Below are 13,627 nucleotides of genomic sequence, written 5' to 3'. Positions count from 1 at the left end.
AAACGAATTCGAGAGGTTATGGCAAATATTTTCCTAACTTGTTCAGCGCGTATTACCATGAATCTTGGCAGAGACTTGGGTGCTCTTCCTGTGCCGGCCACAGCATATCTGCTCGTATATGCACAATTTAGAATTTGGAATTTGAAATTTAGTACCTAGAACAGCCCCCACATGCGACCTACTTCCATTCAGATTCAGTCCGTCATGGACGCCTTCGGCAAGCAAAGCTGGCAGTTTGAGCACCTAGAAGGCAAGGATGTCATACGCACTGCCTTTGAGGCCTACCACACCCAGGTGCATCTGCACGCCCAGGCGTTTCCGCAGCTCAATGCTCTCTCGATCGTAGGGGAAACTCCTCTGGATCTGGATGATGAAAATGAAATCGTCGTGCTGGAACTTCTGGCGCGGGCCAATAAAAAAATCACCCTCGGGAGCTTGGAATACGATTTGGATCGGGCGCAGCTGATGTTCCGCATCACGAATCTCTTTGAGCGTGATAAATTCGACGCCGATATCATTTCCTCCATGGTGCATGCCGCCATCGCAGAGGTCGATCGGATCACGCCTTATGCCGCGATCGTTCAACAGACTCCGGCAGATTTGCTGGACGATTTGTCCGTCGAGCGACTTCTGATGCGTGAGGACTTGATCCCTCCCGTGCCGGAGGATGACGCCAACGAATTCTAGTTGGACTGGATCACCGATGGGTCGTGCCAGAAAACCGCGACACCTGTACAATTGACAGCCCCGCCAACTCCACCCGAAGGTTTTACTGACGGGGCTGTTCCCCCCCAAATACCGCTTATTGCTAAGCGATGGGTGCATAATGTCAAAAAGTTAGAGGGAAGCAAGTTAAAATTCATGTATTTTTAACATTACGCATCACCTAAGGAGGTAAACGGCTCAATATTAATGGTTTCCGAGAAAAACTTTTAAAAAAATGGGGGCCGGTGCAGAGTCGCGCTATCATGGCGAAAAACTGCTACATCGCTGATTTGACGGCATTGCGGCCGAAATCTTGGAGATAATGCCAAGCATCGAGGAATTGGTTCGCCCAGTGGTGCCAAGTCAGATTCCCCGGAGCGAGGCAGAGTAGAACGGAAAGCACGATGACATTGGCCAGATAAATAACCACCAGTGAGAAAAATACACCGTTTTCCTTAAGATCGGGCTGATCACGAGGGATCATCCAGAGCGTCCATAGCAGATGGAAGGCCCAGCTTCCCCCGATCAGAAGGTAGAGCGCCTCGCTGTGATAGGGGATGTTGGTCACCAATCCGATCAGTGTGGAAATCAACAGAATGACCACAGTCCAAAACGGAACGAAATAGGGAGACAGAGCGATCAGCACATTGCTCTTGTTGGTCATGATGTAGCCGCCGTCGGCACTGACGCTGATTCCGCCGACGCGCCCGAGGCAGGCATAGACGAAGATGGCATGTGTCAATTCGTGACCTAGCACGTAGAAATAAAGAAACAGGCGCTCCAATAAGCCGGAGAAAAACCATCCGGACATCAGAATCATTCCGATAGCAAAATAGAGAAAATGTGGCGTGCGCAGCAGGTCCATCCAGAACGTCTGGGTTCCGGCCCCAGCCTCATCCACATTGAATAAAGCCATCGTAGTAACCACGCAGAGCGGCAGCAGAGCGATGGCGAGCAACCAGCGGAGTAAGCGCTGCGGCATGCTCAGGTGGATCATGCCATCATCAGAAACTCCCGCGATGGCAGCTTTCACCGATGTCAGCCCCTCGCGTTTTCCCAAGCGCCGATTCGCCCGTTGCTTGGCGCGTTCATTGGCATTGTGGAAGGCCTCGCGCAGGGTGGGACGATTCGAACGCCGACTGTTGCGGGTGCGAGTTGTTCTTGGTCGTCGGCTCAGTGCTGGGCGCGACTTCGATCGTTTGTTGGACCTCATGCCAGGGCTTTCCGGGGGGAAGTCTTCTGCGCAGCATCGATACGACGCGGAAGATCTTTAGGATTGCTTAAATAACTCCTCAGAGCAATCCAGAATTTAAGGCATCTGCCGTAAACTGTGATTATCCGCGACCGGGACGAGATGGATATTGAGACGAATTGAGTTTATTCACCCTCATTGGCAGCCCGTTCTCGAGCTGCCTCAGCGGCCTCTTCCTCGTCGCTCTTGTGCATGGCATCGAAGCCTGCCCCCACGGCTTTTCCTGTGACTTTGGCCGTGGTAGTGACGACGGAGCCTGCGACTTTCACAGGCACAGTGACCAAGGCGCATGAGGAGAAGGCGAGTGCCAGCAGGAAGAATATCGGGAGACGAATCATCGTGGATTCACACTACGCGGAATCTCACAGCTGTGCAACTCACCAGACGGTGGTCACTTTGCCTGCGCTGGATAATCTTTCGAATACTTGCAGGGATAGCAACGCACTCTGCGGGAGCGTGGGAACAGCGGTGCTAGCACAGCGAAAAAAGCGGCAGGCACGACAAACATGATGCAGAGAGCAAAAGCAGCTCCATTTCCGCCTGGTAGATCCGACATCAAGGGCAAGACCACCAGAAAGATGGTCGGAATCCACGGCAGCGTGATCCACCATGATAACCACTTGCAGGCCCTTCCGGTTTTACCAAAGCCGTAGTTCAGATTAATCTGCGGATGCAGTTCGCTCTGACAGTGCGGGCACTGTTGGGGGATATCTTGTGGCCACTGTGGTCGCAGAAATGCATTCGGAAGGTTGTCTTCCGAAGCTTGGATGATCTCTGGCATAATACGTGGCATGACGGTGGGGTTTATTGATAAATGGAATATCGCGTAGTTGGCTTTTTCTGGATATTACAATTTCATTGATGTTTTCTAATGATCCGATGAGTGGATTTTTCTAACTTCATGGATGACAAATTGTGGGGAACCAGTGCAGTTTAATAGGGTATATGCCATGTGGAAGTGATGGTGTAACGCAGTAAACCCGAATACCTCTCTGATGAACGTCCCCATATCTGAAGAAAACCGATTGGTCATTTCGGAGGAGATCGTCTCGCTTGAGGAAGAGTTGGAGCTCCTTCGTATGAAAGAGGCGAAGTCTCGGCAGAAAGTAGGTCGGTTTGCATCCGTGGCTAACAGGACCTTGCTTTATGTCTTATTTGGACCTCGTCTAACCAAGGGACTGGCAGCCCTGCTGCACTCTGCTCGTGAGAAAACAGAACCTTTGCTGGGAGCCAAACTGGCTAACGTCTTGGACGCCGCTAGCCGAAGAATGACCGGCTACAAACGCTGGGCGATCACCTTTGGTTTAATCGCGGCTCTACCGGGTATCATCTCCCTGATTTTGATATGGCAGCAAAACACCGTAGTCGCTCGCGAGACTCAGAACACGCTGGCTGATATTGAAAACAGATTACGTCTTGATCTGTTGCTGACGATCTATTCCAGTGAGGAAAAATCGCCTAACGATGCTCTCATCACTCCCAGCTATTCGTCCTCGCTCCGAGCCGAGTCTGCTCTGAAGCTCATCGCCATGGACAGCGCCTCGTATCGTGAGGCCGAACGAGTCAAAGGAGAACCGTTTCTCTGGCGTGTGGATCTTTCCCAGGCACCACTGGGTCGAGTCAATTTCTCACCGATGAAATCCGAACCTCAGCGAGAAATTTCGCGTGTTAGTTTCGTGGCCAGTAACTTTTTCAACAGCTCATTTCACCGGTGCAAGTTAAGTGAGTGCTGGTTTGATCAGTCATTGATGATCAAGACGGATTTTAGTGATGCTGTGTTAGATGAAGTCGTATTTACCGGAGCGGCACTGTTCAGTGTGAACTTCAAAGGAGCGGAGTTTAAGAACTGTGATTTCAAGGGAGCCAAATTCAATGCCGAGACGCAATGGCCGGATGGCTTTGATCCACTGGCAGCCGGTGCTGTGCCGATGAACTCTAATCCGGGAGGTGGCTCATGAAGAAACCGGAACATGAAAAACGATTGGCTGAACTTTCGGCGATGGATCTATCCTCGCTGGATGATCTGCATCGGGGTTTGAAACGGGAGATAGATAAGGTCCAACGACAGCTTGAACGCAATGAACTGGCTGCAGCCGTGACCAGACGACGGGCGGTGCGATTGGCCGGTGATACGCTCGTGGGCTGTCGACTTGATAGTCGCATTGAAAGGCTGTTTGTCACGGTGAGAGAGGGCGGAAAGCGCTTGCCTGTGGAGGATGTGGTTCAAGTGATCGACGGACTGGTGGCGAGGGCTATCTCTCGTCGGATTTGGATCGGAATCATTGCCACGCTTACCATTCTTCCAGCGGTGATTTCTCTGTTTTTGTTAGGTGTGCAGAATAACACCATGATTACCAAGCTTGAAGCAGAAGAGATGAACTCATTTCGGCGTGATCGCGAAGAGTTTCTGGATATTTTGCAGTCGAATCGGATTCATTGGGTTGGCACGGGTGCCGAGAGAAGACTTGAGGATTTTCCACGGTATCACCGTCATGTGCGCTCCGCTGCCATGATGTCGTATATTGCTTTGGAAAAACAACGGTGGTCTGAAGATGAACGCACCGCACTACCAGCCATCAGGAAAGTGGATTTGCAGCGCGGTGAATATGTTGCTCTAACAATCGGGAGTCACCTGAGTCTTAAGCAAGGCGAGGTCGCTACGGATCTAACAAGGGTTGTGTTCGATGGAGGTAATTTTGCATCAGCAAATTTCTTCAACGTATGGCTGGACGGTAGTTCTTTTCGTGGAGTGACGGCGGAAAACTCCCGTTTCTGGTTGCCCTCTGCTCGACAGGTGGATTTCTCAGGAATGAATGCCAAGGGCGCTGAGTTTTCATGGGATCCCAAGATTGCGGAGCCGCTGCACATGGAAGACGCCACTTTCGATGATGCTGATTTGTCCAATACCCGCTGGGAGCAAGTCTTCATTCTGCGCAACTCTTTCAAGAATGCAGACCTGCGTGGTGCGACCTACCAAATGACCAAGTTTACCCACTGTGATCTGACCAGTGCGATGTTAGGAAATGCAGATTTCTCGAAGGGTTTTACCGGACTGCACGAATGTCTCGTCACGCAGGAACAAGCGGATGCGATTAAGCTTCCGAGTTATTGCTATCTGGAAAAAACGGATCAGCCAGATGTTCTGAAAGTTTTAACGAATCTGAAGCTCTACGAGGAAGCGTGGTCGAAACGCACACCATGACAGGAAAAGCAGGTTGCCGTCGTATTTGTCTCTGCTACTAATCTATTTACAATGAACCGAAGGAAATTCACAAAACTACTGGCCGCCGGAGCAATCACGACACAAGTGGGGGCGCTCAGGGCGGACGAGGACAAGAATCAAGCATTCAAAGCGAACTTTGCACCGTCACCCGGCCAGCTCGCGACCGGGCCCAAGGATTACATTGGTCAACTTCAGTTTGCCTACGATCACGGCTTCCGCGCTTGGGAAGACAACTGGCTGATGCGTCAGAAACCTGAACTTTGGGAGAAAGTTGGTGAATTTGCCAAAGACAAAGGCATGATGATGGGCATCGCGGTGATCACACTCGGGCACAAGATGGATTTCTCAAACCCTACAAAAGAAGGCCTCGCCAAGTTAGAGGCAGATATGAAAAAGGGTGTGGAAATGGTCAAACTAACAGGTCAGACCTGCATGACGATGATCCCCGGCGGTCGCAACGATATGGAGCGGAATGAGCAGATTGCAAAATCCGTGGATACCATGAAACGTTGCTGCGATATCGTAGAGGATAGTGGCATCATTCTCGTTCAGGAGCCAGTTTCTCATAAAATGTTAGGACAGGAGCCGTTGCTGAAATCATTTGCCGATGGGCATCTGCTTTGTGCCAAAGTGAATCGAAAGTCATGCAAGCTACTCGCGGACTTCTATCACGAGGGAGAAATTGGCAACGGTGACAAGCTCATTGAAAATGCAGAGAAGGTCTGGGACCAGGTCGGTTACGTGCAGTATGGCGACAGCCCTGGGCGCAAGGAACCAGGCACAGGAAAACTCGATCTCGGCAAAGTTACCCAGTGGCTCCGTGAGAAGAAATACACGGGTGTCATCGGCATGGAGCACGGCGTCAAAGGCAAGGGGGAGCAGGGGCTCAAAGATCTGATCGCCGCCTACCGGAAGATCGACGCATAATCGGCGTGGATAACAAATAAAAAGGCCTCCGGCGGAGCAGCCGGAGACCTCTATACAATGCCCTGCCGAAACAGGGCTCTCTGCGGTTTGGCAGGTGGCTGCAATGAGGGGTTGCCACTGATTTGTCAATCAAAGTCGCAGTCTTGATCCGTGATTTTTGGTGCTCGGCTTGGATATTTGATTTGACGAATCCAACATGGGAAAACTATAGATCACACAGGTCAAAGTTGTGGCCTCACGGGAGAAAGTGTCAGCTGGAACAGATCCGTTTCAGTCAACACCATCCGGCTAGTGTCGGAAATCCACGGAGCCAAATGATGACGTCAGATTATTGATTTATTCTACATATATGATCCATCCGATGACTGAGCTTCGGCTTGTTAGTGATGATATTGGTTACGGTGTTTTTGCGACTGAATTTATTCCGCAAGGCACGATCGTTTACGTTCAGGACCCCCTCGAGATTGTGGTCTCGTCCGTTGAATACACATTGCTGAATGTGCAGATGCAGCAGATGGTGGAAAAATACTCCTACATCTCATCACTTGGTGACCGTATCTTGAGTTGGGACTTTGGGAAATACGTCAACCACCGATGTGACTGCAATACCATGAGCACCGGATGGGGCTTTGAGATTGCCCTTCGTGACATCCGGCAAGGTGAAGAGATTACCGATGATTATGGCCTGTTCAATCTCGAATACGATATGCCTGTGAGCTGCGGCTGTAATCGCTGTCGAAAATTTGTCAGGAGGAATGACATCGACATGCATTACCGCGCATGGGATGAAAAAATCCAACATGCCATGGCAAGGGTGATGCGAGTTGAACAGCCCTTGCTCAGTGTAATTGATGCGGATGTGTGGGCTTCAGTAACCGCTTTTTCACAAGGGCGAGCTCCATACATATCCGTCATGGAACTGAAACACGAACCATGTGAGGAAAAGATGATGGTTTCGTGAATTAGATTTCTTGGTCATCTCGATCCACAGTGCCCTGAGCATCGAAGCTCTTGATAGTTTCGGTCATGGTGAAAGCCGCAGGGATAACTAGCAGAATGACCAGGCAAGAGGCAAGCGTGCCAACTCCGAGGCTGATGGCCATGGGAACGAGGAAAAGAGCCTGTACGCTGTTCTCCAAGATCATCGGAGCAAGACCGAGGAACGTAGTGATCGAGGTGAGCAGGATAGGGCGGCACCGCCGTGCTGCGGATTGACGGGTAACTTCCTCGATGGGCATTCCTTCATCGATGAATCGTTTCCGTGTGACAGCGAGCACAAAGCCGCCATTCACCACCATTCCACAGAGTGCGATCATGCCGAAGATCGTAAAAATGGACATGTCGAATCCCAGGACCACATGTCCGATCACAGCTCCTGCCAGGCTGAAAGGAATGGCTAACAGAATGATGAACGATTGCATGTAGCTGCGTAGCAGCGCTGCCATAATGGCAAATACGGCAAACAGTGAAGCGACCAAACCCACCCCAAGATTTTGCATCGCATCCGCCTGTTCGCGCTGTTCCCCCTCAAAGCTGTAGCTGAGTCCCGGATAGGCGTTGAGGATTTCAGGCAGTTCCTTTTTCTCAAGTGCGGCTAATACTTTGTTTCCGGTAGTCACTCCGGGAACGACGTTAGCGGTGATCTTAAGCACCCGGCCACCATCGACGCGGCGAATGCGCAAGGGAGCGCTGGTGGTCGTAATTTTCGCCGCTTCACCCAGAGTGATTTCCCCTCCGCCGGGTGTGCGGATGAGGAAACTTTTCAGTCCTTCCAGTGAGACGCGTTCAGATTTAGGAAGGCGCACCATCACACGGACTTCTTCGCGTCCGCGAGGTTGGCGAAGGGCCTCTGCTCCGAGGAATGCATCACGCACTCGGGCACCTAACATCTCTGAGGTCAGGCCGAGCGCACGACCTTCTGGAGTCAACTCGAACTGCAGCTCCGGAGTCTCGCGGCCGGCGCCTTTACGGATGTCCGCTGTGCCCGGATATGCGGCTACGGCATCGGCTACTTCGTCTGCGGCCTGTCTCAGTACGTCGAGGTCAGGGTGGGCTAGCTGGATATCGATTTCGGCCTCGCCGCCCGGGCCCACGAGGTAGTCGTAGAATATCGATTCCATGTCAGGGATCTTAGGCATCTGCTTACGCCAAAGATCAGCGAACTCACCGCCGGTGATTTTGCGCTGGCTTTGCGGAACCAGGGTGACTGCGACCTCACCGAGGTTTGAGGAGTCTTCGCCGACTTCGACCGAGATGCTGGTGGTGATCTCTCCCTCGCCAGCCAGCTCCAGTGCCTTTTTAGCCGCCTCTTCAGCGATGAAAATCACTTCGCGGGTGCGATCGATGGGTGTGCCTGCCGGCATGGCAATCTCCGCCTGAATGAAGTCGGCTTCGATCTGTGGTTGGAACTTGAAGTCAAGTCGACCACTCGCCAGATATGCCCCAGTCAGGATCAATGTAGCCACAAAGATGGCCAACGTTAGGACCCGGTGGCGGATGGCGAAATCCAGCAGCGGCTGATAGCTGCGATCCATCAGATTTTCCATGCCATGTCTCAGTCGGGTCTGGGCTCCGTTGATTTTATCAAACAAGCCGCCCGTTTTCTCCTTTCCACCGGCTGCTGCCAAGTGGGCTGGAAGAATCAGCAGGCACTCGATCAATGAAACGGTGAAGACTGCGATCACAACTGCCGGAAGCACTTCGAAAAACTGACCGTTCTCGCCCGGAACAAACAGTAAGGGCATAAAGGCGATGATGTTAGTTGTGACGGCAAAGATCACTGGCATGGTCATTGCCTTGACGCCAGCAATGGCTGCACTAGCGCGTGATTCACCCTGGGACAACCGGTGGAAAATTTCCTCACCCACGACCACGGCGTCATCGACCACGATACCCAGTGTGATGATGAAACCAAACAGCGAGATCATGTTGATGGTGGATCCCCCAAGGGGGAGCAGCGCGATGGAACCGAGGATGGAAATGGGGATGCCGATCGCAGTCCAGAATGCGACCCGCAGATCGAGAAACAGTCCGAGTGCCAGCAAGACCAACACCAGTCCCATGGCACCATTTTTCATCAGTAGACCGACACGCTCTTCAAACTCGACCGAACGATCCCTCGATAGGCTGAGACTCACCGAGTCTGGGAGTTTTTTCTGTTCGCGTTCGATGAATTCACGCACCTCCTGGGCCACTTCTAACGGCGCCTGATTTTCAGAACTGAAGACCGCGATGGTAACTGCGCGTTTGCCGTAGAAATAACTTTCTTGCTCACTTTCCTCGAATCCGTCGGTGATTTTGGCGATGTCGCCGAGTCGAACCTTGGTGCCGTCCGTGCCGCTGATCACGGGGATATCTCTGAAACCTATCGCATTATTTCTGCGTTCTTTGGTGCGTAGCTGCAGGTCGCCTCCGGGAGTTCGCAGGGTGCCACCCGGCACATCGAGTGCCGCCTCTCCCACACGTCTCGCCACATCACCGAGAGTCAGCCCGAGGGAGCGCAGCTGCGCACTGGTGATCTCAATGCCAATTTCTGCGTCACGCACGCCCCTGAGTTCAACCAAGGTGATGTTTGGCTGGGAGAGCAGGCCGCTTTCCACTTCGTGGGCGAAATCGACGAGGTCTCGTTCATTGAGATCTCCTGACACGGAAATGCGCATGACGTCACGCCTCCGACCCGTACCAAGCCTAACAACTGGAGGCTCGATCTCATCGGGAAACACCGAGATGCGTTGAACTGCAGCTGTGATTTCCTGGAGCGCACGATTTTTATCAAAACTAGGATAGAGTTCGGCGACAACCGTGGCTCTACCCTCGGATGCGGTAGCCTCCAAACGACGGATGATTTCCAGCCCTCGTAACTCTGACTCGATGGGGACGATAACGGACTGCTCGACCTCCTCCGGACCAGCACCGCGGTACTGGATTTCGATCTCCACAGTATCGAGTGCGAAGACAGGGAAGACCTCCTGCTTGATGTTGAAAATAGAAATGATCCCGACTGCCAGCACGGTGATCATCAGCAGGTTCGCCGCATGATGATTTCGCGCGAACCAAGCCAGTAGTCCTTTATCCTGGGAGATCATCTTGGGCTACTTGTTAGGGGCTGGCTTTTGGTTGGTCTGGATGAGTTCTGGAGCGACGGCCATTCCTGGAAGTGGTGCTCTAATATCAGAAACAACCAGCACCTCGTCCTCCGCGATACTGTTGCGAATGACCACGGTGTTCTCCTTGCGCCAGAGAATTTCCGCATCGCGGATGATCAGTTTTTCCTCCGGTCCCACAAGCCAGATACGATCTCCTTCACGGAGAGCGGCGCGTGGAATTTCGTAAACCTGCTTCAATGTGCCAGCATCGATCTTTACTTGTACATAAGATCCTAACAGTAGCGGCTGCGATGGGTTGGCGTCGAGCGGTTTTGGCACCTCGATCAGTACCCGAGCTTGGCGACCGGCTCCTTCCAGATCACCGAGGAGTCGCACGACTTTGCCTTTCCACGTGAGTGGTGATTCTCCATCGGCTGACAAGGTCACTGTTGCCTCTGCACCTTCCTTACCTTCTTTCGGTAGACGGATCCACTTCAGTTGGGAAATTGGAACACTGGCTTGGATCCAGTAGACATCTGATCCTACGAGTGTTGCTAGATTGGTGTCGGACTGAGCCAACTGTCCGGTCTCGATAGATTCATCGATGACTACCGCATTAAAGGGGGCCACCATCTTGGTTCGGCTGAGATCGAGTTCGGCTTTGGCAACAGCGGCGTTGGCGCGATCGAGCTGGGCCAGCGTGCGGGCTTTGAATGGCTCGCGCAGAACCAGCGCCTTGTTGATGGCGGCCTCGGGCAAGTCTTCGCGGAGTTGCTCCAGCTCGCGTTTGGCCACGGTCTGGCGGCCTTCTTCCAGATCCACTTCCGCCTGGGCCTCGGCCCGTGCGGTTTTCGCTTCTTTGACCGCGATCTGGTAATCGGTATCGTCGATGGTGAAAAGCGTTTCGCCTTTGGAAATCCGCCCTCCAGGAATGAGTGAAGGGTGTTGGGAGATGATGCGTCCGTTGACTTGCGATTTTACAGCCAGCTGTCGGGCAGGAATGGCACTGCCGTAGGCGGTGACTACGATGTCGCGGTCTTTTGATGAGATTTTCACCGTTTGCACGATCTTGGCGGAGCGTTTTTTATCCGTGCTTTCTTGAACTGGTGCGGTGCGCAGTAGCCACCAGGAAACTAGGGCAGCGGCGATCACGATCACCACGCCTAGAATGACGCCGAGAGGATTATGCTTTTTCATGACGATTTTTTTGTGGCTCAGGGGACTTGAACTTTAGGCATCGGGCCGCCAAGAGCGCGGTGCAGCGCCACACGCAGAGTGAGCGACTGACGTTGTAGGGTGAGCACGGAAAGCTCAAGGGTCTGCACAGATGTGAGGGCATCGATTACTGGGAGGTAATCGCTCAGGCCTTGGCTGTATCGGATGCGGGTTTCTTCGAGAGCCTTACGTGCGGTGTCTAGTTGTCGGTTGGTTAGGCGGAGCCGCTCGGACTGTTTCCGCTCGCGGACCAATGCCGTTTCCACGTCTCTGATAGCTTCAAGGTAGCTGTTTGAATACTCCAGCAGTGCGGCCCGAAGTTCGGCTTTGCTGCGAGCTACTTCGGCCCGACGTGCTCCTCCGTCGGTGATGGGCACGGTGGCTTCGGCAATGATCGAGGAGATAATTGAACGCACGCTATCGATGCTGGAGGCACTGCGGGATGCACCGATAATAAACCTTGGCAGTCGGTCAGCCAGTGCTTGGCCGGTTTTGGCGTCGAGAGCGAGAATGCGGTTCCACTGGGCGAGTAAATCCGGCCGGTTTTTCAACAGATCAGAGGGAACACCGGTTCCGGGCGTGCTTGGCAGCGCAGGTAGTGTCGACCGCGTATCACGGGTGCGACCGCCGGGTGCGCGGCCAGTTAGCACATCGAGCGCATACTCGGCGGCGGCCAATTCAGCCTCAGCGGGTGGGACCAGTGTCTTGGTGGCATCGAGTTGGCGTTCTTGCTGGAGAAGGTCAACGCGAGATGCGAGACCTTGGCCGACCCGTAACTGCACCAGTTCTAGCAAAGTTTTGTTCGTCTCGATTTGCTTGCGTAGCACCTTGAGGGTGGCGCGTTGCTCGAGAACGAGAAAGCGGGTTTCGGCCACTGCGGCGGAGAGCATCAGCCGACCACCTAACCAGTCCTGGATGGTGGCGTTGTATTCACGTTGGCTGGCTGTGACGCCGGAGCGGATTCGACCGAAGACATCGATTTCCCATGAGAACAAACCTCCGAACGAGGCGGCATTCTCTGTGCTGCCGGGGCGTTCGGTATCGTAAGAAGCGGATGTGCTGAGATCGACCTGAGGAAAGAGGGCAGCTCTCTCTGCCCGCAAACTCGCAGAGGCTTGCTTGATCCGAGCTCCTAACTGTTGCTGCGCCAGGTTCCCCTGGAGCGCCGTCTGCATGTCGCGATTTAATCCCGAATCAGAAAAGCTGCGCCACCAGAGACTGCTGCCTCCCACTGTGCGTCCGCTGGTTTCCTGATATCGAATCCCCCCCGAAACCAACGGACCGTCGGCGTCCAGAGCCGAGGGGGGCGTGCAACCTGTGAGGGGAAGTATGATTAGGATCAGGGCTTGGCGTCGGAGTGAGATCACACGAGAGTATAGTTAGTTGAAATAATGTTAGGGAAGCTACAGCCCGAAACCTGAAAGGTCAACGGGTATGCGGTGATATACGGGGCAGAGATCGGGTAGTTGATGGTTTCAGCCTACACTTACGGAGGAAAATGACGGTTTTTCACGAGAAATGAAAATGACTAAACACCTCGATTTATTGCTCTACAAGGGCAGGTATAATTCATAGTCTAGCCTCCATGATGATTGCGAAGGGAAGTATTGGGATACTGATGACAGCCACTTTTTTGATGGCTCCATGCATGGCCCAAGATGAAAACAAGCCGGAAGTGGAAGAGCCCGCGACGAGCGAAGAGAAGGCTGTGCCTGTGGAGGAACCGAAAAAGAAAACACGTGTGTATGGTTGGAAAGAATGGGTATGGGTGGTTAAGCCAGAGATCGTTCTCCGTGCCAAGTTAGACACCGGTGCTCGCACATGCTCGATCCACGCAACTAACCTCGAACCTCTCGAAATTGACGGAAAGAAATGGGTCAAATTCACCATCTCAGAGCCAGACAGTGAGTCCACCACCAGATTGCGCTACAAGGCCCCAGTGCTACGCATGGCCAAGGTGAAAAATGATAGCGGAGGGCTGGATATTCGATATGTGGTTCCTTTGGTGTTCCAGATTGGCGACCAGAAATTTAAGGGCGAATTCACCTTGAATGACCGCAGCACCATGACCTGTGCCGTGCTCATCGGCCGGAACCTCCTGCAACAGTTGGGCCACGTCGATGCAAGCCGTACCGATCTTTTACCCAAACCGAAAAAGCCGGCACCCGCCAAAAAGAAGGCTCCTGAAAAGGTGCCTGCTGGCAACTAACCCTCTGGGAA

Annotated in this window: 12 protein-coding genes; 6 read left to right on the top strand and 6 right to left on the bottom strand. The window is 53.0% G+C overall.

Annotated features, from left to right (window positions below; all coding sequences use genetic code 11):
* Positions 1 to 171 precede the first annotated feature (171 nt).
* On the top strand, positions 172 to 687 hold the full coding sequence (locus ACSPJT_RS07785; protein ID WP_435895808.1) for a YbjN domain-containing protein: 516 nt from the start codon (positions 172 to 174) through the stop codon (positions 685 to 687).
* A 295-nt stretch (positions 688 to 982) separates the two neighbouring features.
* On the opposite strand, the gene ACSPJT_RS07780 is transcribed toward ACSPJT_RS07785, so the two are convergent.
* From ACSPJT_RS07780 to ACSPJT_RS07770, 3 genes are all read right to left on the bottom strand, one after another.
* A complete protein-coding gene (locus tag ACSPJT_RS07780) occupies positions 983 to 1,918 on the bottom strand; it encodes a hypothetical protein (RefSeq protein WP_435895807.1) in 936 nt (311 codons plus the stop codon).
* Between the two features lie 164 nt (positions 1,919 to 2,082).
* Entirely contained in the window at positions 2,083 to 2,295 is a 213-nt protein-coding gene (locus ACSPJT_RS07775; RefSeq protein ID WP_435895806.1) for a DUF6726 family protein, read from the bottom strand.
* 53 nt (positions 2,296 to 2,348) lie between these two features.
* Positions 2,349 to 2,738, bottom strand: a complete 390-nt coding sequence (locus ACSPJT_RS07770; RefSeq protein ID WP_435895805.1) for a hypothetical protein — start codon at positions 2,736 to 2,738, stop codon at positions 2,349 to 2,351.
* Between the two features lie 214 nt (positions 2,739 to 2,952).
* Here ACSPJT_RS07770 and ACSPJT_RS07765 point away from each other — a divergent pair, with 214 nt between their 5' ends.
* The 4 genes from ACSPJT_RS07765 (at position 2,953) to ACSPJT_RS07750 (ending at position 7,068) form a co-directional block, all read left to right on the top strand.
* A complete protein-coding gene (locus ACSPJT_RS07765; RefSeq protein ID WP_435895804.1) occupies positions 2,953 to 3,915 on the top strand; it encodes a pentapeptide repeat-containing protein in 963 nt (320 codons plus the stop codon).
* Positions 3,912 to 5,159, top strand: coding sequence for a pentapeptide repeat-containing protein (locus ACSPJT_RS07760; protein ID WP_435895803.1), 1,248 nt, complete (start codon positions 3,912 to 3,914; stop codon positions 5,157 to 5,159). Before ACSPJT_RS07765 ends, ACSPJT_RS07760 begins: the two co-directional genes overlap by 4 nt.
* 51 nt (positions 5,160 to 5,210) lie before the next feature.
* On the top strand, positions 5,211 to 6,107 hold the full coding sequence (locus ACSPJT_RS07755) for a TIM barrel protein (RefSeq protein WP_435895802.1): 897 nt from the start codon (positions 5,211 to 5,213) through the stop codon (positions 6,105 to 6,107).
* Positions 6,108 to 6,456: 349 nt separating this feature from the next.
* Positions 6,457 to 7,068, top strand: coding sequence for an SET domain-containing protein (locus ACSPJT_RS07750; RefSeq protein WP_435895801.1), 612 nt, complete (start codon positions 6,457 to 6,459; stop codon positions 7,066 to 7,068).
* 1 nt (position 7,069) lies between these two features.
* Here ACSPJT_RS07750 and ACSPJT_RS07745 read toward each other — a convergent pair whose 3' ends face one another.
* The 3 genes from ACSPJT_RS07745 to ACSPJT_RS07735 are packed head-to-tail and all read right to left on the bottom strand — an operon-like array spanning position 7,070 to position 12,774.
* Complete coding sequence (locus tag ACSPJT_RS07745; RefSeq protein WP_435895800.1) at positions 7,070 to 10,192, bottom strand: efflux RND transporter permease subunit; 3,123 nt, start codon at positions 10,190 to 10,192, stop codon at positions 7,070 to 7,072.
* Between the two features lie 6 nt (positions 10,193 to 10,198).
* Positions 10,199 to 11,389, bottom strand: a complete 1,191-nt coding sequence (locus ACSPJT_RS07740; RefSeq protein ID WP_435895799.1) for an efflux RND transporter periplasmic adaptor subunit — start codon at positions 11,387 to 11,389, stop codon at positions 10,199 to 10,201.
* Between the two features lie 17 nt (positions 11,390 to 11,406).
* Positions 11,407 to 12,774 carry an efflux transporter outer membrane subunit gene (locus ACSPJT_RS07735; protein WP_435895798.1) on the bottom strand — a complete coding sequence of 456 codons (1,368 nt, stop codon included), beginning with the start codon at positions 12,772 to 12,774 and terminating at the stop codon, positions 11,407 to 11,409.
* Between the two features lie 281 nt (positions 12,775 to 13,055).
* Here ACSPJT_RS07735 and ACSPJT_RS07730 point away from each other — a divergent pair, with 281 nt between their 5' ends.
* A complete protein-coding gene (locus ACSPJT_RS07730; RefSeq protein ID WP_435895797.1) occupies positions 13,056 to 13,616 on the top strand; it encodes an ATP-dependent zinc protease family protein in 561 nt (186 codons plus the stop codon).
* Positions 13,617 to 13,627: the final 11 nt, after the last annotated feature.

Source organism: Oceaniferula spumae (genome assembly GCF_042849255.1).
Lineage (GTDB): Bacteria > Verrucomicrobiota > Verrucomicrobiia > Verrucomicrobiales > Akkermansiaceae > Oceaniferula > Oceaniferula spumae.
This window is presented reverse-complemented; position numbering and strand designations above follow the sequence as displayed.